Annotated in this window: 26 protein-coding genes and 1 pseudogene; 12 read left to right on the forward strand and 15 right to left on the reverse strand. The window is 69.7% G+C overall.

Going from position 1 to position 22,765, the window contains the following annotated elements; genetic code table 11:
• Both ACFWXQ_RS23570 and ACFWXQ_RS23575 read right to left on the reverse strand, forming a co-directional pair.
• The coding region (locus tag ACFWXQ_RS23570; protein ID WP_383954456.1) for a fasciclin domain-containing protein at window positions 1–383 on the reverse strand (383 nt) is incomplete at its 3' end.
• A 74-nt stretch (window positions 384–457) separates the two neighbouring features.
• Window positions 458–2,083: a molybdopterin-dependent oxidoreductase gene (locus ACFWXQ_RS23575; RefSeq protein ID WP_383954454.1), complete on the reverse strand. Its 1,626-nt coding sequence runs from the start codon at window positions 2,081–2,083 to the stop codon at window positions 458–460.
• Window positions 2,084–2,372: 289 nt separating this feature from the next.
• On the opposite strand from ACFWXQ_RS23575, the gene ACFWXQ_RS23580 reads away from it, so the two are divergent.
• Genes ACFWXQ_RS23580 through ACFWXQ_RS23590 form a run of 3 tightly spaced genes read left to right on the forward strand, consistent with a single transcriptional unit; the run spans window position 2,373 to window position 3,912 of the window.
• Window positions 2,373–2,957 (forward strand): RNA polymerase sigma factor, encoded by a 585-nt coding sequence (locus ACFWXQ_RS23580; protein ID WP_383954452.1) that lies wholly within the window; start codon window positions 2,373–2,375, stop codon window positions 2,955–2,957.
• A complete protein-coding gene (locus ACFWXQ_RS23585) occupies window positions 2,954–3,568 on the forward strand; it encodes an Asp23/Gls24 family envelope stress response protein (RefSeq protein ID WP_383954450.1) in 615 nt (204 codons plus the stop codon). Before ACFWXQ_RS23580 ends, ACFWXQ_RS23585 begins: the two co-directional genes overlap by 4 nt.
• Window positions 3,565–3,912, forward strand: a complete 348-nt coding sequence (locus ACFWXQ_RS23590; protein WP_383954448.1) for a hypothetical protein — start codon at window positions 3,565–3,567, stop codon at window positions 3,910–3,912. Before ACFWXQ_RS23585 ends, ACFWXQ_RS23590 begins: the two co-directional genes overlap by 4 nt.
• Window positions 3,913–3,985: 73 nt before the next feature.
• Here the strand turns inward: ACFWXQ_RS23590 and ACFWXQ_RS23595 are convergent, their stop codons facing one another.
• On the reverse strand, window positions 3,986–4,186 hold the full coding sequence (locus ACFWXQ_RS23595; protein WP_386269038.1) for a hypothetical protein: 201 nt from the start codon (window positions 4,184–4,186) through the stop codon (window positions 3,986–3,988).
• Window positions 4,187–4,262: 76 nt separating this feature from the next.
• Window positions 4,263–5,321 carry a TerC family protein gene (locus ACFWXQ_RS23600; RefSeq protein WP_383954444.1) on the reverse strand — a complete coding sequence of 353 codons (1,059 nt, stop codon included), beginning with the start codon at window positions 5,319–5,321 and terminating at the stop codon, window positions 4,263–4,265.
• A gap of 383 nt (window positions 5,322–5,704) precedes the next feature.
• On the opposite strand from ACFWXQ_RS23600, the gene ACFWXQ_RS23605 reads away from it, so the two are divergent.
• Both ACFWXQ_RS23605 and ACFWXQ_RS23610 read left to right on the forward strand, forming a co-directional pair.
• Window positions 5,705–6,529, forward strand: coding sequence for a hypothetical protein (locus ACFWXQ_RS23605; protein ID WP_383954442.1), 825 nt, complete (start codon window positions 5,705–5,707; stop codon window positions 6,527–6,529).
• The gene (locus tag ACFWXQ_RS23610) at window positions 6,526–7,191 is read left to right on the forward strand and encodes a class F sortase (RefSeq protein WP_383954440.1); all 666 of its coding nucleotides are present in this window, start codon (window positions 6,526–6,528) and stop codon (window positions 7,189–7,191) included. The genes ACFWXQ_RS23605 and ACFWXQ_RS23610 overlap by 4 nt, the downstream gene beginning before the upstream one ends.
• A gap of 46 nt (window positions 7,192–7,237) precedes the next feature.
• Here the strand turns inward: ACFWXQ_RS23610 and ACFWXQ_RS23615 are convergent, their stop codons facing one another.
• The 4 genes and pseudogenes from ACFWXQ_RS23615 to tsaD all read right to left on the reverse strand — a co-directional run bounded on the left by ACFWXQ_RS23615 (window position 7,238) and on the right by tsaD (window position 10,115).
• Entirely contained in the window at window positions 7,238–8,044 is an 807-nt protein-coding gene (locus ACFWXQ_RS23615) for a MucR family transcriptional regulator (RefSeq protein WP_383954438.1), read from the reverse strand.
• Window positions 8,041–8,400: an antibiotic biosynthesis monooxygenase family protein gene (locus tag ACFWXQ_RS23620; protein WP_383954436.1), complete on the reverse strand. Its 360-nt coding sequence runs from the start codon at window positions 8,398–8,400 to the stop codon at window positions 8,041–8,043. The genes ACFWXQ_RS23615 and ACFWXQ_RS23620 overlap by 4 nt, the downstream gene beginning before the upstream one ends.
• A gap of 88 nt (window positions 8,401–8,488) precedes the next feature.
• Window positions 8,489–9,054, reverse strand: a pseudogene (locus ACFWXQ_RS23625) (GNAT family N-acetyltransferase).
• A complete protein-coding gene (tsaD, locus tag ACFWXQ_RS23630) occupies window positions 9,051–10,115 on the reverse strand; it encodes a tRNA (adenosine(37)-N6)-threonylcarbamoyltransferase complex transferase subunit TsaD (protein WP_383954434.1) in 1,065 nt (354 codons plus the stop codon). The pseudogene ACFWXQ_RS23625 and the gene tsaD overlap by 4 nt, the downstream one beginning before the upstream one ends.
• A 369-nt stretch (window positions 10,116–10,484) precedes the next feature.
• Between tsaD and ACFWXQ_RS23635 the strand changes: the two genes are divergently transcribed.
• Window positions 10,485–11,126, forward strand: a complete 642-nt coding sequence (locus ACFWXQ_RS23635; protein WP_386269043.1) for a superoxide dismutase — start codon at window positions 10,485–10,487, stop codon at window positions 11,124–11,126.
• Window positions 11,127–11,563: 437 nt separating this feature from the next.
• On the opposite strand, the gene ACFWXQ_RS23640 is transcribed toward ACFWXQ_RS23635, so the two are convergent.
• From ACFWXQ_RS23640 to ACFWXQ_RS23655, 4 genes are all read right to left on the reverse strand, one after another.
• Window positions 11,564–12,166 carry an SRPBCC family protein gene (locus ACFWXQ_RS23640; protein ID WP_383942876.1) on the reverse strand — a complete coding sequence of 201 codons (603 nt, stop codon included), beginning with the start codon at window positions 12,164–12,166 and terminating at the stop codon, window positions 11,564–11,566.
• Between the two features lie 114 nt (window positions 12,167–12,280).
• Window positions 12,281–12,961 (reverse strand): ABC transporter permease, encoded by a 681-nt coding sequence (locus ACFWXQ_RS23645; protein WP_383942879.1) that lies wholly within the window; start codon window positions 12,959–12,961, stop codon window positions 12,281–12,283.
• Between the two features lie 640 nt (window positions 12,962–13,601).
• Window positions 13,602–14,648: a medium chain dehydrogenase/reductase family protein gene (locus ACFWXQ_RS23650; RefSeq protein WP_383942882.1), complete on the reverse strand. Its 1,047-nt coding sequence runs from the start codon at window positions 14,646–14,648 to the stop codon at window positions 13,602–13,604.
• A gap of 139 nt (window positions 14,649–14,787) precedes the next feature.
• Entirely contained in the window at window positions 14,788–15,087 is a 300-nt protein-coding gene (locus ACFWXQ_RS23655) for a hypothetical protein (protein ID WP_383942885.1), read from the reverse strand.
• 15 nt (window positions 15,088–15,102) lie between these two features.
• On the opposite strand from ACFWXQ_RS23655, the gene ACFWXQ_RS23660 reads away from it, so the two are divergent.
• The 3 genes from ACFWXQ_RS23660 to ACFWXQ_RS23670 all read left to right on the forward strand — a co-directional run bounded on the left by ACFWXQ_RS23660 (window position 15,103) and on the right by ACFWXQ_RS23670 (window position 19,214).
• Entirely contained in the window at window positions 15,103–15,687 is a 585-nt protein-coding gene (locus ACFWXQ_RS23660; RefSeq protein ID WP_383942888.1) for a multicopper oxidase domain-containing protein, read from the forward strand.
• A gap of 22 nt (window positions 15,688–15,709) precedes the next feature.
• Window positions 15,710–18,400 carry an ATP-binding protein gene (locus ACFWXQ_RS23665; RefSeq protein ID WP_383942890.1) on the forward strand — a complete coding sequence of 897 codons (2,691 nt, stop codon included), beginning with the start codon at window positions 15,710–15,712 and terminating at the stop codon, window positions 18,398–18,400.
• Window positions 18,401–18,572: 172 nt separating this feature from the next.
• The gene (locus ACFWXQ_RS23670; protein ID WP_383942891.1) at window positions 18,573–19,214 is read left to right on the forward strand and encodes a TetR/AcrR family transcriptional regulator; all 642 of its coding nucleotides are present in this window, start codon (window positions 18,573–18,575) and stop codon (window positions 19,212–19,214) included.
• Window positions 19,215–19,465: 251 nt separating this feature from the next.
• Here ACFWXQ_RS23670 and ACFWXQ_RS23675 read toward each other — a convergent pair whose 3' ends face one another.
• On the reverse strand, window positions 19,466–19,687 hold the full coding sequence (locus ACFWXQ_RS23675; RefSeq protein WP_383942894.1) for a helix-turn-helix domain-containing protein: 222 nt from the start codon (window positions 19,685–19,687) through the stop codon (window positions 19,466–19,468).
• The gene (locus ACFWXQ_RS23680; protein WP_383942897.1) at window positions 19,687–20,178 is read right to left on the reverse strand and encodes a DUF2975 domain-containing protein; all 492 of its coding nucleotides are present in this window, start codon (window positions 20,176–20,178) and stop codon (window positions 19,687–19,689) included. The genes ACFWXQ_RS23675 and ACFWXQ_RS23680 overlap by 1 nt, the downstream gene beginning before the upstream one ends.
• A 192-nt stretch (window positions 20,179–20,370) precedes the next feature.
• Here ACFWXQ_RS23680 and ACFWXQ_RS23685 point away from each other — a divergent pair, with 192 nt between their 5' ends.
• The gene (locus ACFWXQ_RS23685) at window positions 20,371–20,628 is read left to right on the forward strand and encodes a hypothetical protein (RefSeq protein WP_383942900.1); all 258 of its coding nucleotides are present in this window, start codon (window positions 20,371–20,373) and stop codon (window positions 20,626–20,628) included.
• A complete protein-coding gene (locus ACFWXQ_RS23690; protein ID WP_383942903.1) occupies window positions 20,625–20,996 on the forward strand; it encodes a fic family toxin-antitoxin system, toxin component in 372 nt (123 codons plus the stop codon). The genes ACFWXQ_RS23685 and ACFWXQ_RS23690 overlap by 4 nt, the downstream gene beginning before the upstream one ends.
• A gap of 369 nt (window positions 20,997–21,365) precedes the next feature.
• Here the strand turns inward: ACFWXQ_RS23690 and ACFWXQ_RS23695 are convergent, their stop codons facing one another.
• Complete coding sequence (locus ACFWXQ_RS23695) at window positions 21,366–21,554, reverse strand: hypothetical protein (RefSeq protein ID WP_383942906.1); 189 nt, start codon at window positions 21,552–21,554, stop codon at window positions 21,366–21,368.
• A 235-nt stretch (window positions 21,555–21,789) separates the two neighbouring features.
• Here ACFWXQ_RS23695 and ACFWXQ_RS23700 point away from each other — a divergent pair, with 235 nt between their 5' ends.
• Entirely contained in the window at window positions 21,790–22,413 is a 624-nt protein-coding gene (locus tag ACFWXQ_RS23700) for a hypothetical protein (protein ID WP_383942909.1), read from the forward strand.
• Window positions 22,414–22,765: the final 352 nt, after the last annotated feature.

Consider the following 22,765-nt stretch of genomic DNA (forward strand, 5'->3'; position numbering starts at 1 on the left):
GCGTCGTTGGTCGGCGCGAACACCGTGATGTTCTCGGCGTTGTTCAGGGTGTCGACCAGGCCGGCCTTCTTCACCGCGGTCACCAGCGTGGACAGCGCCGGGTTGTTGGAAGCGGCGGTGGCCACCGGGTCCTTGGCCATGCCGTCGAAGGAACCGGCACCGTCCGCCGGCACCGACGAGCAGGCCGGGCCGAACGGCTCGTCCGCCGTGGAAGCAGCGCCGGGGCTGTCCATGCCTTCGTCGTCGGCCGCCGACGCCGACGCCTTGCTGGAGGAGTCCGACTTCGCGGAGTCGCTGCTGTCGTCCGAGCAGGCGCTCAGGGCCAGCGGCAGGACGGCGGCTGCGGCAACGGTGACGGCGATTCGGCGGATACGGGTGTTCATGGTGTTTCTCCTGTTGGGTCAATGCGGCCGAAGCCGCGTTCATACGGGGGGTAGGGAGGTGGCTCGGGGTGGGGTCAGTCGACGGTGACGACGACCGAGTGCCAACCGCTGGCCCCGTCGGGGATGGTGCGGGCCCGCTTCTCGGTCTGGACGGCGCCGGTGCGGTCGGTGGCGCGCACCGTGAGGGTGTGGCCGCCTTTGCCCGCCTGCCAGGGAAAGGACCACTGGCGCCAGGTGTCCCGCGAGTCCTCGGCGGCGAGGCGGGTCTCCTGCCAGGGGCCGTCGTCGACGCGGATCTCGACCTTGTCGATGCCGCGGTGCTGCGCCCAGGCGACTCCGCCGACCATGACCGTGCCGGCCCGGGGGCGGGCGAACGGTTTGGGCGTGTCGATCCGGGACTGGGTCTTGATCGGCGCCTGGCGGGCCCAGTCGCGTTTGACCCAGTAGGAGTCGTAGGCGTCGAACGTGGTGAGTTCGATGTCCTTGATCCATTTGCAGGCGGAGACGTAGCCGTAGAGGCCGGGCACGAGCATGCGGACCGGGAAGCCGTGCGCGAAGGGCAGGGGCTGTCCGTTCATTCCGACGGCCAGGAGGGCGTCGCGGCCGTCCATGACGTCGTCGACCGGGCTGCCGATGGTCATGCCGTCCACCGAGCGGGCCACCAGCTGGTCGGCCGTACCGCCCCGGGAGGGAGGCGTCACCCCGCACTCGGCGAGCAGGTCCGCAAGGCGTACGCCGATCCAGCGCGCGTTGCCCACATAGGGACCGCCGACCTCGTTGGACACACAGGTCAGGGTGATGTCGCGCTCGATCAGCTCCCGTTGCAGCAGGTCCTCGAAGGAGAGAGTGACCGGCCGGGTGACGCCCTTCCCATGGATGCGCAGTTGCCAGGTCGCGGCGTTCACCGTGGGCACCACGAGCGCGGTGTCCACACGGTAGAAGTCGCTGTTCGGCGTCGTGAAGGCACTGATCCCGGGGATCCGCAGCTGGGCCCCCTTGGGCACGGCGGGAGCCGGCGAGGCGGGGGCGGGCAGGGCGACGTTCCCGCGCGAGGCGATCGCGTCCTGACCGCGTGAACCGGCCAGCGCCCGTCCCAGGGCACCCGCCCCGGCAGACGCGGCGGCGGCAGCGGTCGCGGCGACGACGAAACCGCGACGATCCCACCCGGCAGCGCGGACCGCCGAGTCCCCCTCCTCACCGTTGCTCGGACTCGGCGTGGAAGTGGAAGTGGGGAGCGTGAGGTGGCCGACGAGCAGGAACAGGACCACGGCTCCCACGACCGCACCTGCGGCCGAGGGCAGCGCGTCGGCGAAGCCGGTCGAGTCGGGCCGGCTCGTAGCCGCGGCAGCCCCGACAATCCCGAACACCAGGACCCCCGCCGCCCCGGTACGCCGGTATCGCAGCGCGACAAGTCCCAACACCAGCGCGAACAAGGCCAGAACGGAAAGAATCCCGAGCTGAAGAACCAGCTTGTCGCTGGTACCGAAATTCCGGATCGCCCAGTCCTTCACACCGGCCGGCGTACGGTCGATCGCCGCACCCCCGACCGCGATGACGGGACCGGACTGCGGGCGCACCCACGCCGACACGAGCTCGGCGACAGCGAGAGCCGCGAATCCCGCGAGAGCGCCACTGAATGAACCCAGAATCAGCCGCAGCCAGTTGCGGGGAATTCGCGGCTTCTTCTCGTCGTCTGTCACGTGGGGAATCCGGCCCCGAGAGCCTGGCGGATTGGTCGATCACCCGATCGGAGGAAGCTTTTTCTCAGACCAATCCGCAGGTGTCGCCGCAACGGATTCATGAATACGGTCGTCGACTTCCGCCTCGGCTCCGTCTCTCTCCCACCCACGTGTACCGGGCCGGAGATGAGCTCCTCGTCCCAGGAACGCCTTGCCCCGCATCCGCAGGGATCCAGTTTCTGGAAGTGCCGCGTAACAGGAGGCGGCCCAGATGTGTCCAACCTTCAGAACGGACGAGAGGAGCCGCCCAGTGGCGGGGGCCCGTAGACAGACCGCAGCACCCGATACGCAGGGCGAGGCCGAGGATGCCTTGCTGGCGGTCCGGGCCGCGGAAGGGGACGAGGACGCCTTCGCTGTCCTCGTCCAGCGCCATGCCGGCGCACTGATCCGGCTGGCCACACGCCTGCTCGGAACCCGCGCGGAGGCCGAGGACGCGGTACAGGAGGCCTTCATCAGTGCCTGGCGACGGCTTCCGGAGTTCCAGGGCCGGTCCTCCTTCGCCACCTGGACATACCGGATCGTGACCAATCGCTGCCTGAATGTGCTGCGATCCCGCAAGTTGGAGGCGCCCCTGGAGGCGGCGGGGGACGTACCCGCCCCCGAGCACGCGGCCTCTCCGGCCCGCATCACCGAGGGCCGCGACGCGGTCCGCGAACTGCGGGAGGCTCTCGACCAGTTGTCGGCCGAACAACGCACCTGTTGGGTGCTGAGAGAATTGGACGGCCAGTCCTACGAGTTCATCGCGGACGCGGTCGGGATCAGCCAGGAGGCTGTCCGTGCCCGCGTCTTCCGTGCACGACGCTGCCTGACACAAGCACTGGGGGCCTGGCGATGACCGCTCACAACCCACCCGACCACACGGACGTGCACGACGACGAGCAGCTGCTCTGCGGACGACTGCTGTCCGAGGTCTGGGACGCGTGGGAACGACAGGTGGACGACCCGCACCGACACGAGTGCCCGCACTGCCGGCAGGCGGTACTTGGTCTCGACGAGCTCGAGACGGCCGTGCGTGATCTGCGTGACGAGGGCGCGGACACCGCAGGCTACGACGCGTCGATGCTGACCCGCCGGGTGATGGATGTCGTGCGTCTCGAACTGCGTCCGGGCCGTCCGTTGCCGCTGGGGGAGCCGGCCGAGGACCTTTGGATCATGGAGGCGGTCGCGGCCCGCGTACTGCGTGCGGCAGCCGAGACGGTGCCCGGCGTGCGGGCCGGCTCCTGTCGGCTACTGCCCGACCCCGACGGGGGCGCCGGTCCGGTTGAGGTGCGCCTCGAGATCCACGCGCCGGCCGACGCCTGCCTTCCGGACCTCGCGGACCAGGTTCGCGGGCGAGTGCAGGAGGCGGCCGACCGCGAGCTCGGCATGGGCACAGCGGCCGTGGACATCCGTATCACCGATCTCGTCGACACACCGCCCGACGGCCAGGAAGGCTCGACCCCATGACGCAGCACACCGTGCACGGCACTCTTACCGAGGAGATCGCCCGGGCCGTGCAGAACGTACCGGGCGTCGCCTTCCTCAAGCCGGGGCTCGCCACAAGGGTGCGCTCCGCCCTGGCCCGCTCACAGCCGAAAACGGCCGCCGAGCGAACGGCCGGAGTGCGCCTGGCCGGCCCGGGCGGCACCGGGCCCTGGCGCGTCGAGGTCCACCTCGTGGCGCGCAGGCGGGCCCGCACGGTGGACGTGGCCCGCGCGGCTCGCCGTACCGTCCTGGACCACCTGGCGGTGAGGTGCCCGGAAGAGGCCGTACGGGCACACGTCACCGTGACCGTCACCGGCCTCGTGTGACAGAGGGCCCGGACGAGGCGGTGGATCACTCGGCCGCGAGCGGCATCGGTTCGGCCCGGGTCCTGTGCTGACGTCAGTCGTTCTGCGGGCTGTTGTGTTCGCGCTCCTTCAGGGTTTCCAGACACTCGGGGTTCTGGCAGGGGTCCGGACCCCACACGGGCACGAAGACTCCGAGCGTCTTGTGCCGCTTCTTGATGCTCATGTCCAGGGGGTGCTTGCAGACCGGGCACACAAGCGTCCCTGGGGGACTGGTCTCATGCTCGGTTTTGCTCATTCTTTAACAATAGGCCGGGTTGGCGGATAAAGAGATGATCGGCGTGCCATCTATCGCGTGCTGATCGGTTCGCCGCTCAGAGTGGATCATCCCGTCGCTGTTCCCGCTCGGCATGCGTGCCCTTGTCGAGCCCGGGCTCCTCGGTTGCCGCATCAGGCAGGGAGGGGGCGTTCTCCTGCTGAGTGGTGTGGGCCGGATGGCCCGGGGCGGGTCGTCGCAGGCTGAGTACGACGGATGCGGCCAGAACGACAACGATGACCGCGAGGCTGATCGGCGAGGGGATTTCCGGGATGCTGGAGCTGATCATCTTGTGGGACGCCTGGAGGATGAGCTTGACGCCGATGAAGGCCAGGATGATCGCGAGGCCCTTGTTCAGGTAGTGGAACCGGTCGAGCAGGCCCGCGAGCAAGAAGTACAGCGCACGCAGGCCCAGGATGGCGAACGCGTTGCTGGTGTAGACGATGAACGCGTCATCGCTGACGGCGAGGACGGCCGGGACGCTGTCGACGGCGAAGACCAGGTCGGCGGCCTCGATCGCGGCCACCACCGCGAGGAGCGGGGTGGCCACGCGTTTGCCGGCCTCCTTGACGAAGAACTTCATGCCCGCGTACTCGTCCCGGACCGGGATGACCTTGCGGAGGAGTCGTAGAGCAAAGCTCTTGCCGGGGTCGAAGCTGTCCTCCTCGTTCTTGAGGAGCTTGTAGGTGCTGTAGAAGAGGATGGCGGCGAAGGCGAACAGCACCGCGGTGAAGCGGCTGACGACGGCGACACCGAGGGAGAGGAAGATCCCTCGGAAGACCAGGGCGCCCATCACGCCGAAGAACAGCACGCGGTGCTGGTAGGCGCGGGGCACCTTGAAGTAGGCGAAGATCACCGCGAAGACGAAGAGGTTGTCCACCGACAGGCTCTTCTCCAGCAGCCACGCGGTGGTGTACTCGGTGCCGGCCGTCGTGCCCAGTACGAGGAAGACGACGCCCGCGAAGATCAGGGCGAGACCCACCCACAGGCCGCTCCATGCAGCGGCCTCCTTGAAGCCGATCACGTGCGCGGTGCGGTGGGCCAGCAGGTCCACCGCCAGCGACACCACCACCGTCGCGGCGAACGCTCCCCACAGCCAGAGCGGGACCTCAAGCACACCCGTCACCCTCTCCGCGGTGCACGGCGATATGGGCCTCGATACGGGCGATACGGGCCCCTATACGAAAGTCTGCGGCATTTTCCGGGACCGGGCGACATCACGAGCACCAGGCCACCGGCGGAGCAGGCCGGAGATTCCGCCGGGCGGCGACGCGCAGAACCTCGCGGCCGGCTTTGAACACCGGAGAGCCTTGCTGCGTTACATAGGTAACTGCACATCAGTTGCAATAAGAGGGCGCGGTTCCCACCGACTCCTTCCCAACTGGTGTGTGGGCACGGGGTGTTGATGCTCCCGGCAGCGGTCGGCCGATCGCCCGGGCATCGCCAGGAATCCGTACGACATGCGGCTCTCCCCACGGGAGCCGCGGAAAAGGAACGAACGTGATGTCCAAGCGAACCGGTCGTCTCGCGGTGCTCGCCGCTCTGCCCGCCGCCGTCCTGCTCACCGTGGCCGGCTCCTCTCCGGCGCTCGCGGAGGAGGACACCCCGGCCTTCCAGCTCGACCTGGAGCAGCTGAACGACTCCGGCTCCAAGGGCACGGCCCTGGTGAGCCTGCGCGGCGACGAGATGACGGTGTGGATCAAGTCCGAGGGCATGGTGCCCGGCCAGCCCTCGGCGCAACACCTGCACGGATCGACCGAGGGGCACGACTTCGTCTGCCCGGACGGCAGCGCCGACACCAACGGCGACGGGATCCTGAACAACACCGAGGCCACGGTCCACTACGGCGACATCAACATCGCCCTCACCGTCTCCGGGGACACCGACGCGGCGACCAGTGGCCTGGCGGTGGACCGGATGCCCGTGGCCGACGACGAGGGCAAGATCTCGTACAAGCGGACCATCAAGGTCGGCCAGGACGTGGTCGAGAAGATCAAGGACCTGCACATCGTGCAGCACGGCATCGACCCGAACGGCAACGGCGAGTACGACTTCGAGGGCGCCGGCAAGAGCGAGCTCGACCCCAAGCTGCCCCAGGAGGCGACCGCCCCGACCAACTGCGGTGAGGTCAAGGGCGCCGCGGTCGGCTCCGTGCCGGTCGGCGGCATCGAGACCGGCAGCGGAGCCACCGAGGCGGGCATGTCCACGGGCACGATGATCGGCGCCGCCGGAGCGGCCTCGGCGACGGCGGCCGGCGTTCTGTTCGCCGTACGTCGGCGGACGGCGTCCGGTGCCGCGGCGGCGAAGACCGGGGGTGCCGCGTGAACCGCTCGGCCACGAGCGCACGGGCCAAGGGACGGCGCGTCCCCGCCGCCGTTATCGCCGCTGCCACCGCGGCCCTGCTCCTGACCGCCTGCGCGGGCCAGGACACATCGGCCTCGCAGACGCCCCCGGGCCAGAGCGTGCCCTCAGGGGCGGCGGGCGGCGGGACTCCGGCGACGGGCTCGGGCGCCGGTCAGGCGGTCGCAGCCCTGGAACGGTCTGTGCCGCAGAAAGTCAGCATCCCCTCCCTCGGAGTCTCCAGCGCGCTGGAGACGCTGGGGCAGAACGCGGACGGGGCGATGACGACCCCGAAGAACCCCGACCTGGCGGGCTGGTACGAACCGGGCCCCACCCCGGGCTCCCAGGGGCCCGCGGTGATCGCCGGTCACGTGACCTGGAACGGCGCGGACGCGGTCTTCAAGGGACTTGACACGCTGAAGGCCGGCGACGCCGTCGAGGTGACCCGCGAGGACGGGAAGACGGCCACCTTCACGGTGGAACGGGTCGAGGAGTACCCGAAGAAGGAGTTCCCCACCCTGGAGATCTACAAGAACCTCGACCACGCGGGACTGAGGCTGGTCACCTGCGGCGGCAAGTTCGACGCGGACCGGCACTACTACCCCAACAACATCGTGGTGTTCGCGAGCATGACGGGGGTCGCGTAGGCGAGCGACGGCCGGGTCCGGTGGGGCCACCGGGCCCGGTCGAGGCTCACCGGGGGCCGATCCGGGCCGCCACCCACGGGATGCTGCGGCCGGTGGCCGCAGCCAGTTCCCGCAGGGTGGCGCCCTCGGCGGTCCGCTCGCGCAGCCACGCCGTGATGTTCCGGGCGCCGACCCGCTCGGCGGCGGCCCGGTCGTTGAGCTGTATGCGTGAGCGCCGCCCGGAGGCGGAGTTCTGACCCGTCGGGCGGACCTCGATGCCGTACTCGACCAGCAGACGCCGCAGCCTGCCCTTGCCGACGGCGAGGATGCGCGCCGTGTCCTCGATGCTGTGCTGCCGGTCGACGTACACGGTCCGCAGCGCCTGCGCGAGGTCCGTGAACCCTCCGGCGCGCAGTGCGGCCGTCAGGCGGTTGTCGGCTGCCCGGGCCTGGGTGCGGCGTCCGGCGGTGAGGCTTTCCTCGCGCACCTGCCGCAGCTCCTCGGGGTCCGCCAGTGTGCGGGCGGTGATGTGGCGTCGACGGGTCAGTTCGCCGGAGCGGGCCATCGCCCGGCCCGCCGCGAAGCGCGCCTGGGCACCTTCCGAAGCCCGGTACCCGGCGCGACGGGTGTCGGACTGCTTCTGTGAGAACGACCGCGCGCTGAGTGCCCGGGCCCGCAGCAGGCCGAACTCCCTCCGGTACTCCGCGGCGGTCATCCCGTGCACCCGCACATGCGCCCCCAGCGAGCGAAAGGCCCGCCCGCACACATGACAGATCACGGTGTCCGTGGCCTCGTCACGGATCAGACGGCCGAAATCGGGGTGCCGGACCGCGCGGTCGCTCTCCGGTATCCGCGGTATGTGCGGACCGGTCATGGCTGTCTCTTGCCGGGTTGCGCTTCCTTGCGGTGCGTCGACCGCACCCGGAACAGCCGCGGCTGCACGTCGGTGGCGATGGTGGCCGCCTGGTCCATGTGGACACGTGCCTCGGGGTTGGCGAGCATCGCGCGGTAGTGCTCCTCGGACTCCCACTGGGCGTAGTTGACGACACGCTCGCCGTCCTGGGAGGCGTGGAAGTTGGCGCAGATGAAGCCGGGTTGGTGCTTCATCGTCTCCTCGGTCGCGCGGGCGAGCAGATCGACGAGTTCGGCCTGGCGGTCGGGGGAGACGGTGAAGACGTTGATGAGCGTCGCCACGGGGCGGGTGGTGTCGAGGTGTGCGGTAACAGTCATGAGGTTATTTCTCCCCTTACGGAAGGTGTGGGGGAGCGGGTGCGGGTTCACATTCCCCTGATCGGACGCGCGACCGGCGCCTCGACGCCTACAGGGGCTGGACGGCGAGCGCCCGGGCGGGGTGGCGAGGGCCGAGGAAGACGACAATGCCCTTGCCGTCGGGGGAGGGATGGGTGGCCTGCGTCCAGCCCTGGCGGCGGTAGAAGGACATGGCCCGCGTCGACTGCACCGAGGTGAGCAGCCACGACCGGCCCTCGGGGGCATCGTCGGTGACCGCATCGAGGAGGCCGGCGGCCATGCCTGTGCCGCGGGCATCGGGGCGTACGGCGAGTTCGTCGATCTCGCGGGCTCCGCACAGCCAGCTCTCGGTGCGGGCGGGTCCGAGGCCGGCGGCGGCCTGGGGATAGCAGCGGTCGGTGGGGAAGGGGGCGAGGGTGGTCCAGGCGGTGGCGAAGCCGGTGACCTGCTGGCCGCTGAAGGCGAGCGCGGCGGTGAAACCCGGCCGCCCACGTTCACGGGGAGCCGGCCCACGAACTCCACGGCCTTCTCCTCGTCCTCGTTCCAGGGCGGGGCACAGAAGGCGTCGACGTACACGGAGCGCAGGGCGGCGGTGTGGGCGAGCAGGTCGGCGCCCTTGAGGATCCGGATGCTCATCGGGCCGCACCTGCCAGGGATGCCGCCGGGTGCAGGGTGGCGTACTCCAGCGGTGCCGACGGATCGATGGACAGGTCCAGCGGGGCGGGTTCGGCTCCGGCCCGTACGAGGAGGTCGCCGACGGCGGCGATCATCGCGCCGTTGTCCGTGCACAGCTTCAGCGGCGGCACGCGCAGCTCGATCCCAGCCGCGAGGCACCGCTCCTCGGCGAGCGAGCGCACCCGCGAGTTCGCGGCCACCCCTCCCACCACGACGAGCGTGCCCACGCCATGCTCGGCACAGGCCGCGACCGCCTTGCGTGTCAGCACATCGGCAACGGCCTCCTGGAGGGAGGCCGCGCCGTCGGCCACCGGCAGCTCCCGGCCCGCGTGACCCTCCGCCCAACGTGCGGCGGCCGTCTTCAGCCCCGAGAAGGAGAAGTCGTACGCGTGATCGGGCGAGCCGGTCAGCGGGCGGGGGAAGGCGACCGTGCGCGGATCCCCCGTGCGCGCGGCCCGGTCGATGGCCGGACCGCCGGGGTAGGGCAGCCCGAAGACGCGCGCGACCTTGTCGAAGCACTCCCCGGCCGCGTCGTCGAGGGTGTCACCGAGGTGGGCGATCGGGTCGCGAGCCAGGTCACGGACAAGGAGGAGCGAGGTGTGGCCTCCGGAGACGATCAGCACCAGGCAGGGGTCGGGCAGGGGACCGTGCTCCAGGGTGTCGGCGGCGACGTGACCGGCCAGGTGGTGAACGCCGTACAGCGGGACGCCCAGCGCGTAGGCGATCCCCTTCGCTCCGGCCAGACCCACCTGGAGCGCCCCCGCGAGGCCCGGCCCGGTCGTCACCGCGACCGCGCCGATGTCGGTGAGCCGCAGGCCGGCGTCGTCCAACGCCCGCCGGATCACCGGCCGTACGGCGTGTACGTGGGCGCGGGCGGCGATCTCGGGCACGACACCGCCGAAGCGGGCGTGCTCGTCCATGCTCGACGCCACCACATGGCCCAGCAGCTGCCCGTCCCGGACGAGGCCCACGCCGGTCTCGTCGCAGGACGACTCGATGCCGAGCACGATCGGAGAGCCCATGCCCACCCCTTTCTGCACCGTCAAACTTATTGCAAGTAGTGTGCAATAACGTAAGTGTTGCAACAAGGTGGGGTGCTGGGCCAGACTGGCGGACGCGGCATTGCCGTATGAGCCGGGTGCGGGGCGTCGTCCTGCCTGACCTCGTCCGTCCTCGCGGACGTCGTCCCGCCCCCTTGCCGGCTTCGGTGGCCCGTCATCGCCTGCGACCTGAGCGCCCATCCCTGCGACCGGAGTGCGATGGGTCGGGGTGGTTGTCTCTGCGCGACACGGCGGAAGTCCTAGGACCAATGCCTGATCGGCGGGTGCCTTTCTTGCTGTTAGCGTGCAACTGCATACGATTGGCAATAACAACGCCGAAGGATGTTGCACATGGCGGTTTACACGCTCCCGGAGCTCCCGTACGACTACACGGCGCTCGAACCGGTCATCAACCCCCAGATCGTCGAGCTGCACCACGACAAGCACCACGCGGCGTACGTGAAGGGCGCGAACGACACCCTGGAGCAGCTCGCGGAAGCTCGGGACAAGGAGTCGTGGGGGTCGATCAACGGGCTGGAGAAGAACCTGGCGTTCCACCTGTCCGGCCACATCCTGCACTCCATCTACTGGCACAACATGACCGGCGACGGCGGCGGCGAGCCGCTGGAGAAGGACGGAGTGGGCGAGCTCGCGGACGCGATCGCCGAGTCCTTCGGGTCGTTCGCGGGTTTCAAGGCCCAGCTGACCAAGGCCTCCGCGACCACCCAGGGTTCGGGCTGGGGCGTACTCGCGTACGAGCCGCTCAGCGGTCGTCTGATCGTCGAGCAGGTCTACGACCACCAGGGCAACGTCGGCCAGGGTTCGACCCCGATCCTGGTCTTCGACGCCTGGGAGCACGCCTTCTACCTCCAGTACAAGAACCAGAAGGTCGACTTCATCGACGCCATGTGGGCCGTCGTCAACTGGCAGGACGTGGCCCGGCGTTACACCGCGGCCAAAGAGCGCGGCGACAGCCTGCTGCTCACGCCGTGACGGCGTAGGCGCGCACAGATGTCCTGCTCGTGATCGTCTTCTCAACCTTTCACCGGCAGGCAGTAGAAGGAAGGGCTCCCGCAAGGACGTGACTTGCGGGAGCCCTCCTGTGTCTGGTTCACGCTCACACCCGTTGAGCGAACGGCAGGCCTCCGTCCAGACCGCTTCCTGCCGACAGCACCTCAATGCCTTTGGGGTTCGGGGGACTTCTCCGTCCGGCGACCGGCCAATGGCTCTCAGCGGTCGTGCTGTGCAGGCACGAGCGGGGCGGGCCTCAGGCCGACCGTTCCTCCCTCGTGCACGCTACTTGGTGTCGTACCAGGCGCGTCGCGAGAGTCACGACGAGAGAGTCGGCGGTGCGCCGCTGCCCGTGGGGGTTCAGCCCGGCAGGTCTCCTGTGTGTGCCCCCGCTCGTCCTCCAGACCACCGGATTCCTGCTACTTGGCCCTGTGGTCGGTGCAGCCGGTCTTCGTCTCGGCTGTGGTCTTGAGCCGGTTCACCCAGTCGTTGAGGCCGGCGTCGAGGGCGGCCTGGTTGCCGGGGATGTCGGCTTCGACGGGGGCACCTGCCCAGGATTCCTCGGTCGTGGCGAGCACACCGCCCTTGACCGGCTTGAAGGTGAACAGGTGTACGCCGTCGATGCCGTTCACGGGCGCGGCCCATGCGGTGCACCGCATCCGTTGGACCGCGGCGACCGTAGAGGTGACCTTCATGTTCTGGGGGGACCATTCGAAGACCGAGCCCGGTCGTAGCGGTCCCGGCGTCTTCTTCCGCGCCGGGGTGATCTCCGGTATCCAGGCGGCCCATGCGTCGATGTCGGTGTGCAGTTTCCAGACCGTCGTCAGCGGCGCCTTGATGAGGACGCTTGCGCGGCTGATGACCGGTGCGCTCCTGTCTACGGTCACGCCCCGGCATTCCTGGTAGGTCCCGGCACCCGGCTGTGCCTGGCGCGCCGCTGCCACGGACGGCGCGGACAGAGTCGTCGCCGTGGCGACCGCGGCGACAGCCATGCCCTGCATGAGTTTGTGTCGTGATGTCATCGAGTCGGTCTCTTCCTAGTGGTCCTGGGCTGCTGGTGTTGATCGTCCCGGCGGGAGTCATGCCGTCGCGTCGGCGAAAGCTGCGTAGCTCGACGCCGTTGGTATGCCGACCACTTAGACCTGGGCACCGGTCCAGGTTTCCTCGGTCCCTACGCGGACGCCCTTGTCGATGCGCAGAAGGCCTGAGAGGGACGCGAGTCGGCGGTTTTCGAGGATCGCCGCGATGGCGTAGGCGCTTCCGCCGGCGAGGGTGAGGACCCAGTAGAGGCCGGGGCTGCCGAGGAGGAGTGCGGCGGTGGAGGTGAGGGCGAGCCAGGTGCCGAGGCTGTAGTGGAGCAGGTTGCGGCGGTGGGCCCCTTCGGCGACGTAGAGCAGGCCGACGACGAAGCCGGAGCCGGTGGGCCAGAGCAGGGACTGCACGTCGGGCATGTCGAGAGTGGAGGCCAGGCCCGTGATGGCAAGGAACAGGGCGGCGAAGGCGGTGACCCAGGCGGCGCCGAGCAGCTTGCCGGAGAGGACGTCGTCGGGGTGGACGGCGGTGCGCTGGGCCCGCAGCGCGGCGACGGTGGCCAGGATGGTACCGGCGGCGAGCCCGGCACCGAGGAGGGCCATCGGCAGCCAGCCGGGCAGGTCGAGCAGGGGGGTGTCGCCCTTGGAGAGGGCGGCGGAGCCGTGGCCGAGCACGTAGGCGAGACCGAAGCTGATGTAGGTCGCGCGGTTGTCGACCTCGCCGGGGAGGCGTGCCGCGGTCGGGCGGCCGGTGGTGGCCGGCGTGACGGTGGTGGTGATGGACATGGCGGATGCCTCCGGAGTCGGGGGGCGGAGCGTCAGAAGGTGCGTGAGTTCACGAGGCGTGACCCGATGCGTGACCCATGCCTGAGCGCGTGGTTCGGGCGAGTCCCGGCTGGGCCGGTGTGCCGACAGCGGGGCGTCGCCGCGCCGGCAGACACACGACATCGACGGCCTGGGGAACGAGGACAAACGGTGCGCTGGTGAGCGAGTCCGTTGCGGGCTGAGCCAGAGAGCGACCGAGTCGGCGAACGGACCGACGCCAGCCGAGCATTCGGCGCCGACGAGACGAGAGACGAGAGACGAGACGCGGGATTGGGCCAGGCAAGCGGCCTACAGGCGCCGGCCGGCGTCGTCGGCATAGGGTGCGCGTCGATGGTGGCCTCAAGCCGCCCGGAACAGACCGCCTGAGGTTTCGCGGACTACGGCGAGCCGGATTGTCGGCCGACGCCCGGGTGGACGGGACGTGGCGATACCGGTCGGCCGGGCCATCGTGCGCAGGGGCAACGGCCGTTCGTCGCCGCACTCGTGGACGTTGGTCGCGGCGACCGCGATGTCCGCGCTCGGGCGGCCGCCCTCTCCTCGCCGGCTACGTGGGCGGACGGCCCAGCTCGGTTGCGGCGAATCGACAGCGGCACTCGCACTGTCATGCTTCAGGCACGATGATGATCTTTCCGGCAACAGTGCGGGATTCGGCGAGTGTCAGCGCCGAGGCGGCGTCGGACAGCGGGATCTTCGCGGCGATCTGCGGGGTGAGGGCGCCGTCGGCCACCAGGCGCAGCACCTGGGTGAGGTCCTCGCTCATCCGCTGTTGCCAGGAGGCACGGCAACGGCGCTTGCTGGCCCAGAAGTTGTAGAACTGAGCACTCCTGCCGTTGGGAAGGGAGTTCCACGCGGCGAGCCGCGCGAACAGCTTCAGTACCGGCAACTGGGAGTTCCCCTCGTTGTCCTTGGTGGCCGCGCTGCCGTAGGAGACCAGGGCTCCGCCGCGGCGCAGCAGTTGCCACGACTGTTCGATCCCGGTGCCGCCGACGTGGTCGAAGACGGCGTCCACGCCATCGGGTGCGAGTTCGCGGATCCTGTCGTACATCTGAGGGTCGCGGTAGTCGACCGGGGCCGCGCCCAGCTCGGTCACGGTCGTGTGGTGGCGGGTCGAGGCCGTGCCGATCACGGTGATCCCGGCGTGGCGGGCCAGTTGCACGAGCGTGGAGCCGACGCCGCCGTTGGCGCCCAGCACGACGATCGTGCCGCCGACGCGGACCTTGGCGACGCGGTGCAGCATCTGCCAGGCGGTGACGCCGTTGACAAGCACCGTCTCCGCCGCGGCCGCGTCCACTCCGTCCGGTACGGGCATCAGGTCCGCGGCGTCGACGAGGAGGTGGCTGGTCCACGCGCCGGTCTTGGTGACCGCGGCGAACCGGCGTCCGATGAGCGCGGCGTCCGCCTCCGGGCCGACCGACATGACGGTGCCGACCAGGTCGTATCCCGGCACGAAGGGGAACGGCGGCTGGTCGTAGTACGTGCCGCGCCGCATCTGCTGCTCGGCGAACGACACGCCGGTCGCGTCCATCCGCAGGACGACCTGGCCCTTGACCGGAGCCGGGAGATCGCGGGTCCGGAGCTCCAGGCCGTCCGGCTCGACCGTGCCGGGCAGGACGATCTCGGTGACAGAGGTGGTGACGGTGCTGCTCATGGCGTACCTCTAGAGGTTTCGACTGTGTGTTTACGACTGTAAGGCTACATGTGTTAGTTCAAGCGTGACAAGAGGGTGCACCGATGACTTCACGGTGCAAGGTGATGAGGTGAAGGCCCCCGCGCACTCCCCGGCGGTACTAGCCGATGTCCGGAAGAGCGCTACTGTCCGTATGGGAGGGCAGGTCCGCGACCAACCGGACGAGCTGCGGGTCGGTCTTGTAGTGGCGCCTCTGCAGCTCCGCGACCTTGGCGCCGAACTCGGGGTCGGGGTCGTCCGTGATGTCGTACGACTCGAACTTCTCCATCAACGGCGGAGCCGCGCCGGATTCGTCGGCGGTACGCGCTTCACCGTCGCGGCCATCGACGGCAACGCGATCCAGGGCGCCGAACCGGTCGGTGCGGGGACCGATCTCCTGCTGGCCGCGGGTGGGCGCCACGACATCGCCTTCACCATGCCCAACCGTGCGGTGACCCTTGCCTTCTCCGAGAACCAGGGCTCTGCCGCACTCGCCTTCAGCCCGGACGGCAAGGCGCAACCCGCCGACCTCAGCGACGGCACGCTGTTCGATCCGCTCAACTACGGTTCGGGCGCCCGCTCCGCACCGGACCGCTACGACCGCACGTACGATCTCCGGCTGGACGACGGCTTCGGCTTCGGCCCGGACGGGTTCGGCTTCGTCAGCAGCATGATCAACGGCAGGCTGTACCCGGCGGTGCCCGCACTGGAGGTCACCGAAGGGGACCAGGTGCGGGTGCGTGTAGCCAACCGAAGCGTCAACGACCACCCACTGCACCTGCACGGCCATCGCGTTCGCGCGCTCTCCCGGGGCGGGGAGCCGGCCACTGGTGGTCCCTGGTGGACCGACACCCTCAACATCGCCCCGGGCGAGGTGTTCGAGATAACTTTCACCGCGGACAACCCCGGCATCTGGATGGACCACTGCCACAACTTCGAGCACGCCGCCAACGGCATGATCATGCACCTCGCCTACACCGGCGTCAGCAGCCCGTACTCGGCGGATCACATGCCCGAGTGAGGCAGGCCCTAACGTTTGCGGCATGACGTTGGACTACTCTCCCGGTCAACTCGTCGGCAGGCAGGCCGAGATCAGGCGAATCAACGAGCTGACCGGCGCCGCGCGTGAGGGCCGGGGCGGGGCACTGGCCCTGCGAGGCGAGGCGGGCATCGGCAAGAGCGCGTTGCTGGGCCACGCCCGGCGGGCGGCCTCCGGGTTCCGGATCGTCACAGCGTGCGGGTCGGAGTACGAGAGGGAGTTGCCGTTCGCCGCACTCCACCAACTCTGCGTGCCGATGCTGCCGCATCTTGACGAACTGCCCGCGCAGCACCGCGAGGCTCTTCGGAACGCGTTCGGACTGGTCACGGGGCCACCGGACGTGTTCCGCATCGGGCTGGCGACCCTGGAGCTGCAGTCCTGCGCGGCCCGTGAGCAACCGCTGCTGTGTCTGATCGACGACGCCCAGTGGCTGGACATGGCCTCCTCGAAGGTCCTGTCCTTCCTGGCCCGGCGCGTCGTCTGCGAACCCGTCGCCATGATGTTCGCGACCCGGCCGCAGGGCGCCGAGGGTGAACTCGACGAACTACCCGGCCTGTTCGTCGGCGGGCTGAGCGACACCGACGCACGGATGTTGCTGGCGGCACAGAGTCATATGAGGCTCGACGACCAGGTACGGCGGCGGATCATCGCCGAGGCACGCGGAAACCCTCTGGCGCTGCTCGAACTGCCCAGGGCCGGCGGGTTCGCCCCGCCGGACACCTCGTCGGTGCCGACCCGGATCGAGCGCGGTTTCCAGTCCAGGCTGGCCGACCTGCCCGACGGAGCGCGGCTGCTGCTGACCGTCGCGAGCGCCGACCCGACCGGCGATCCCGGCCTGTTGTGGCCCGCCGCGCGGCAATTGGGCGTCGACCTGATGGCGTCCAGTGCTGCCGCGACCGCCACCGGGCTTGTCGAGTTCTCCACCCGTGTCCGGTTCTGCCACCCGCTGGCCCGGTCCGCGGTCTACCGGGCAGCCGAGGCGGAACAGCGCCGTACCGCTCACCGGGTGCTGGCCGAGGTCACCGACCCGGTCCTGGACCCCGACCGGCGCGCATGGCACCGTGCCCAGGCCGGCACCGGACCCGACGAAGACGTAGCCGCCGAGTTGGAGCGTTCCGCGTTACGAGCCCGGTCGCGCGGCGGCGCAGTGGCCGCGGCGGCCTTCCTCGAACGCGCGGCGGAACTGTCGCTGGACGCCGACAGACGGACCGAACGCACGCTCACGGCCGTGCGGGCCAAGCTCGACGCGGGCATCACCGACACCGCGGCGGAACTCCTGGCCACCGTCGAGAACGCGGCACTGGACGAACTCCAGCACGCCAGGGTCGATCTGCTGCGCGGACAGATCGCCTTCACACGGCACAACGACGGCAACGGACCGATGTTCATGCTGCGCGCCGCCCAGCGGCTCGCGGACCCGGACCCTGAATGGTCCCGCGAGTGTTTCCTGGACGCGCTCGAAATGAGCCTGGTCGTCGGCCGGGCCACGGGAGTGATGGACACGGTCCTGGCGGCGGCCCGGTCCGCGGCGCCGGCACCGCGTTCCCCGGACGTCCTGGACGCGTTGATCCGGCTGGAGGCGGACGGACACCGGGCCGCGGTTCCGCTGATACGGAACGTTCTCGACGGCGACGACGCTCCGATGTGGACCCGGCGGCCCGCACTCGCCGTCATGCTCGCGGGCGAACTGTGGGACCCGCACGCCCTCGGGGCGATCATCGAGTGGCTGAAGAAGACCGGCCGCGAGTCGGGTTCGCCGCTCCTGCTGCGCCTGGGCCTCGCCCAGATGGCGTCCTACGCCGTGCTGACCGGCGACTTGGGGCAGGCGATGGCGGCGATCGCCGAGGAGGAGGCGATCGCCGACGCTACCGGCGGCCCCCCGGTGACGTATCACCGGCTGCAATTGGTCGCGATGCGTGGCCGCCGCCAGGAGGCCCTGGAACTGTTCGAGACGGTCACCGCGGCGGCGACCGTGCGTGGTTCGGGGCAACTGATCGCCAACACCCAGGTGACGGCAGCTGTCCTGCACAACGGCCTGGGCGACTACCCGGCCGCGCTGACCGCGGCCCGGAAGGCCGCCGCGCACGGCGACCTCTTCCTCACCGGCTTCGCCCTCCCCGAGCTGGTGGAGGCGGCCGTCCGGTGCGGTGAGCACGACGAAGCCGCCAGAGCCCTGGAATCACTGACCGAGCGCACCGAGGCCGGCGGAACCCCCTCGGGCCTGGGCATCGCCGCGTACGCACGAGGTCTGGTGACCGGAGTCGAGGACCACTACCGGGAGGCCGTCGAGCACCTGGAGAAGAGCCCCATGGTCCCGTACCGGGCCAGGGCCCACCTCCTGTACGGGGAATGGCTGCGGCGCGAGGGCCGCAGGCGCGACTGCCGCCTGCACCTGGGTACCGCCCACGAGTTGCTGTCCGAGGCGGGCGTCGAAGCGTTCGCCCGGCGGGCGGCGGACGAACTGCGTGCCACCGGCGAAAAGGCCCGCGGCCGATCCGGGCCGGCCTACGACCAGCTCACCGCGCAGGAGGTCTACATCGCACGCCTGGTCGCCACCGGTGCGACGTCCAAAGAAGTCGCCGCCCGGCTCTTCCTCAGCCCGCGCACCATCGACGCGCATCTGCGCAATATCTTCCGCAAGCTCGGCATCACCTCCCGCAGACAGCTCAGGGACCATCCCGGCCTCGGCATCTGACGGGGCGATGGCTCGCCGGCGGGCGAGCCCGTGGCGCGCCGACCCAGCCACAGAGTGACCGCCTCGATTCACGCGGCTCGGCTCACTGCAGCACTGCAGCACGGCGGCTAAGGGGGTTAATGTTTACGGCGCAAAGGTAACGCCCATAAGTTTTGCGCTGTAAGATAACAATATGGCAGACGACGCATCACCGACTCGCGTCCGCGTTCGCAACCGCCGCGGAGAGGGCGATCGGCTGCGCCACGAGATCGTGGCCGCGGCGGTCGCCCTGCTCGACGAGACCGGCGACGAGAGCGCCATCACCCTCCGCTCGGTCGCCCGCCGTGTCGGAATCGCCGCCCCCTCGATCTACCGGCACTTCCCGGATCAGCCGGCCATCATGCTGGCCGTGGTCCGCAGCGCCTTCACCGAGCTGGACGAACAGTTGCGCACCGCCGTGGACGCCGAAGGCGACGCACCCCGTGAGCGGCTTACGGCGCTGTGCCGGAGTTATCTGGAGTTCGCCCAAGCTCATCCCGGCCGCTACCGCACGATGTTCGGGGGAGTGTGGATGCCCGACCTGAACGAGAGCTCCGTGACCGAGGAGGACGTGGTCACGCTCGGCCGGGCGAGCATGCGGCGGCTCGCCGAAGCCCTCCAGGATTGCGTGACCGCCGGCTGCGCAACCAGCACCGACGTGTCCGCCGACACGGTCGCGTTGTGGCTCGGCCTGCACGGACTCGCCCACCAGCGAGCCGCTGCCCCCTCATTCCCCTGGCCGCCGGACATCGCCGAGCGTGTCATCACCGCACTCGCGCACTTCACGGACGAGTAAGGCGCCGCGACACCCTCCGCTCCGGCCGTCCGCAGCCACACGTCCTGGGTCATGTCCTAGGTCACGTCCTGGGTCACGTCCTTGGCGTCGGCCACGCTCCTCAGCAGCCGGTCGGTAGGCCACACCGACAACCGCAGGCCGGTACCCGCCCCATCCGGCTCGGAGCGCGTTCTCCTGCTCGGACCGTCCGGACCTGTTCCCGCCGCCTATACAGATCGAAACCTCCTCCAACCTGCGGGGATCCACCGCAGCTATCCGACTGCGGCGTCCTCGGCCTCCCAGCGCAGCAGGTCGCCCGGCTGGCACTTGAGCACCTCGCAGAGCGCGGCGAGCGTCGTGAAGCGCACCGCCTTGGCGCGGCCGTTCTTGAGTACCGCCAGGTTGGCGGGCGTGATCCCTACGCGGTCCGCGAGCTCGCCCACGGACATCTTCCGCCTGGCCAGCATCACGTCGATGTCGACGGCGATCGGCATCAGATCACCTCGTCCAACTCGTCCTGCAGCTGTGTCGCTTCGAAGTCGCGTGCGACGGCCTGGGCGAGCAGCATCCGCAGTACGAGCACGATGAGTGCGACCCCCAGGATGGCCAGGCCGATCCCGCCCATGATGACGGTGACGCCCGGGTCGTCCCGCTGGCCCGGTGCGTTGACGGCCGTGACTGTGAACCACAGGAGGGCGGCCGCCACGATCGCGCCGATCACGCCGTCCACGTACCGGAAGGCGGCGTGGGAGAACACGGTTCCGCGTCGCACCATCGTCACGAGCCGCCATACGCAGACCAGGGCGACCTGGACCGACACCATGCCCAGGATCGTGATCACGCGCAGCGGGGTCAGCGGGAGTGACCCGTCCTCCGGATCGTTCCCGCTGACCAACACCCACACCATCCCTGCCTGCACGAACAAGGTGCCGGCAAGCACCACCCCGAGCACGGCGCGCAGCGCACGCACTGTCAGCTTTCCCACGGCCCATCCTCCCATCGAACAACGATGGGAACCTATCGAAAGTCGATAGATACGGCAAGGGCTGGGACGGAAGGTGGCGGCAGGTTCAGGCGACGAGCGTGAGCCTTAACCCTCAGAAGCGCAGGGAACGGACAACCGAGTGGGATCCTGCCCCGCACCCTTTGCCTGCTACCACCCTGCTACCATGCTGGTGTGACTACCGGGAAGAAGCAGACGCAGGTCCGGCTTGAAGAGGATGTGCTCGCGGCCGGCAAGGCTGCCGCGGCCGCCCGCCGGCTGGACTTCAACAAGTATGTGGAGCGGCTCATCATCGAGGACACCACCGGTGCTCGAGCCGCCGGTATGGTTGCGGCCCAGCGGCTCATCGACGACCACGGCATGTTCCTCGACGATCTGGAGCAGCAGCTCGACGCTCCCTACGCCGAGTCGCAGCCGGGCGCCGCCGCGTGATCCTGCACGTCGACGAATCCTGGATTCTCGAAGTGGCGGAACGGGCCGGCCACCGCGACCCGGCCGCCGACGACTACGGCGTCCCCATCGCCGCCGTCGCCCGCCACCGCGGCGAACTCCTCGACACACCCGTCTACGACGGCGCCTACTCCCGTGCCGCCGCCCTGGTGCACACCCTGGGCCGATGCCGCTGGCTGGAGCGCTCCAACCTCACCGTCGCCTGTGCCGCCGCAGTCATGTATCTCGAGGCCAGCAACATCCCCGTCAGCCCCACCCGCGAACAGCTCACCGCACTCGCCCACGAGCTGAACAACCCGCGCTGCACCGCCGCCCGGATCGCCTCCTACCTGCGTACCTGGAAGCCCTGAAATAGCCCCCGTGGGTTGAAGCGCCCTTCCCACGAACGGCCCGAGAGCGGACACGGCAGCGACGGGTACGGTTCCCGGCAAGGCGCCGTCGCGAAACCTGGTGACCTTCCCGGTCGGAGCACTCGACCGCAGGACAGTTCCTCAGGAGGACTGCCCGCATGGTCGCTCTGCGTGAGCTGACCGCGAACGACGCCCCGGAACTCTGCTGCTGCGGTTGCGTGATGAGTGGCGGCGGCCGCGGGCGGGTCGGGGAAGGGACATTCTGCCTCTGGTACCAGTTGCTACCTTCCACGCCATCGCCCGGCGTGACCCACTGCGCGATCCCGTCCCTACCGCCGCCAGGATCGCCGCCCTGATACGCACCTGGCCCTAGACCACCTGAGAGCAGTCGAGCGGCACCGCGTCGCCCGCGCGGTAGCGGTGCCGGGTCGAGGTGTTCATGCCCGGACGGCGGGCCGGCGAGCCATGGCTCCGGTCCGTGTGCTCCTTCAGCGCCCGCAACGGCGCCGCGAACTCCGCCACTTCGTGGATGCCGTCACCGTCATTGTGTGCCGACACAGGCTTTCCTCGTCCTCGTACGTCCTCACCCGGCCGGGGACGCTATCCCAGGCACCCCATGTATCTGCAGGTCAGAGGGGATGGGATGGTTCCATGGTGCTGGATCAGCCTGTGGCTGTTGCGCCCGGTGGCTGTGACGGCTGATGCTCTTGGTGTCGCACCGAGCAGGCCCGGGCCGACCAGCCGGCCTCGCCGGGGCATCCATGTCCACGCACTCATTCACGGGGGAACACCCATGTCCATGCGCATCCGAACGAGCGCTCTCACCGCACTCACCGTCGCCGCTCTGGCGGCGGGCATGGTCCTCACAGCGCCGGCCGCAGGCGCCGCGCCGAAGGCCGCCGTGCCCACGTTCCTCTCGGCGTCACAGCTGCCGCCGCACCCGGCGTCGTCCTGGACCGCCGGACCGGTCACCGAGGGGTTCCCGGAGGCACTGGGCCTGTGCGTGAGCACCGAGGGCGTGCTCGACTACGACTACCGGCACCGGGAGTTCCGGACCGACCTGGACACCAGCGCCGTGCAGCTGACCGTCGTGACGGGCACGGCCACCCAGGCCAAGGCCCTGGCGAAGCACTACGACGACCTGATCCGCACCTGCGCCAACCGCATCGAGAAGTCCTCGCCCGACGTCGAGGCCGAGGGCCGGGACTATGGCACGCTGCCGGTCGAGGAGGGTGCCCGCGTCCGCGGCCTGCACACCGAGACGTCCTCGGGCGCCACCGACATCGCCCTGCTGTCGGTCGGACGGGACGGCAGGACCGTCACCGTCGTCCAGTGGGGACAGATGGGCGACTTCAAGAATGCGCCCGTGACCGCCTTCAAGAAGACGACGACCACGGCCGTCAACAAGCTGTACTGACCGGGCGGCCACCGGAAAGGGCCGGGGTCGTCCTCCCGCCACGGGGTCGGGAGGACGGCCCATACCGGTCATGCCCGACACGTCCGCTGTACCCGCTCACTGTCACCACCTACCACCGTGGCACCGCTCTGCAAGACTCCGGGACCTCCTTCCGGAAAGTCGGCATAGGTTCAGCGTGGGTCCGTGCCGCGGTGACAGAACCGGCACGGACCCACTCTCGCGCTCACGGCCTCGGTTGGACTCCCGCGTCCAGCCGGGGCCGCGCTCTGTCTGCGCAGGGGCAGTACGCGGCGGGCTCCGTATGTCACGGATTGGAGCGGACAGCCGAGAGCGATGTCCTGCAGGGCCGCGA

Source organism: Streptomyces sp. NPDC058697 (assembly GCF_042715345.1).
Taxonomy (GTDB): Bacteria; Actinomycetota; Actinomycetes; order Streptomycetales; family Streptomycetaceae; genus Streptomyces; species Streptomyces liliifuscus.

Excerpts from the sequence above, each read along its gene's own strand:
- ACFWXQ_RS23585 (WP_383954450.1), top strand. The coding sequence starts at position 2,954 with ATGACCGCTCACAACCCACCCGACCACACGGACGTGCACGACGACGAG.
- ACFWXQ_RS23590 (WP_383954448.1), top strand. The coding sequence starts at position 3,565 with ATGACGCAGCACACCGTGCACGGCACTCTTACCGAGGAGATCGCCCGG.
- ACFWXQ_RS23595 (WP_386269038.1), bottom strand. The coding sequence starts at position 4,186 with ATGAGCAAAACCGAGCATGAGACCAGTCCCCCAGGGACGCTTGTGTGC.
- ACFWXQ_RS23615 (WP_383954438.1), bottom strand. The coding sequence starts at position 8,044 with ATGACCGGTCCGCACATACCGCGGATACCGGAGAGCGACCGCGCGGTC.
- ACFWXQ_RS23620 (WP_383954436.1), bottom strand. The coding sequence starts at position 8,400 with ATGACTGTTACCGCACACCTCGACACCACCCGCCCCGTGGCGACGCTC.
- tsaD (WP_383954434.1), bottom strand. The coding sequence starts at position 10,115 with ATGGGCTCTCCGATCGTGCTCGGCATCGAGTCGTCCTGCGACGAGACC.
- ACFWXQ_RS23635 (WP_386269043.1), top strand. The coding sequence starts at position 10,485 with ATGGCGGTTTACACGCTCCCGGAGCTCCCGTACGACTACACGGCGCTC.
- ACFWXQ_RS23640 (WP_383942876.1), bottom strand. The coding sequence starts at position 12,166 with ATGACATCACGACACAAACTCATGCAGGGCATGGCTGTCGCCGCGGTC.
- ACFWXQ_RS23645 (WP_383942879.1), bottom strand. The coding sequence starts at position 12,961 with ATGTCCATCACCACCACCGTCACGCCGGCCACCACCGGCCGCCCGACC.
- ACFWXQ_RS23650 (WP_383942882.1), bottom strand. The coding sequence starts at position 14,648 with ATGAGCAGCACCGTCACCACCTCTGTCACCGAGATCGTCCTGCCCGGC.
- ACFWXQ_RS23660 (WP_383942888.1), top strand. The coding sequence starts at position 15,103 with ATGCCCAACCGTGCGGTGACCCTTGCCTTCTCCGAGAACCAGGGCTCT.
- ACFWXQ_RS23665 (WP_383942890.1), top strand. The coding sequence starts at position 15,710 with ATGACGTTGGACTACTCTCCCGGTCAACTCGTCGGCAGGCAGGCCGAG.
- ACFWXQ_RS23670 (WP_383942891.1), top strand. The coding sequence starts at position 18,573 with ATGGCAGACGACGCATCACCGACTCGCGTCCGCGTTCGCAACCGCCGC.
- ACFWXQ_RS23675 (WP_383942894.1), bottom strand. The coding sequence starts at position 19,687 with ATGCCGATCGCCGTCGACATCGACGTGATGCTGGCCAGGCGGAAGATG.
- ACFWXQ_RS23700 (WP_383942909.1), top strand. The coding sequence starts at position 21,790 with ATGTCCATGCGCATCCGAACGAGCGCTCTCACCGCACTCACCGTCGCC.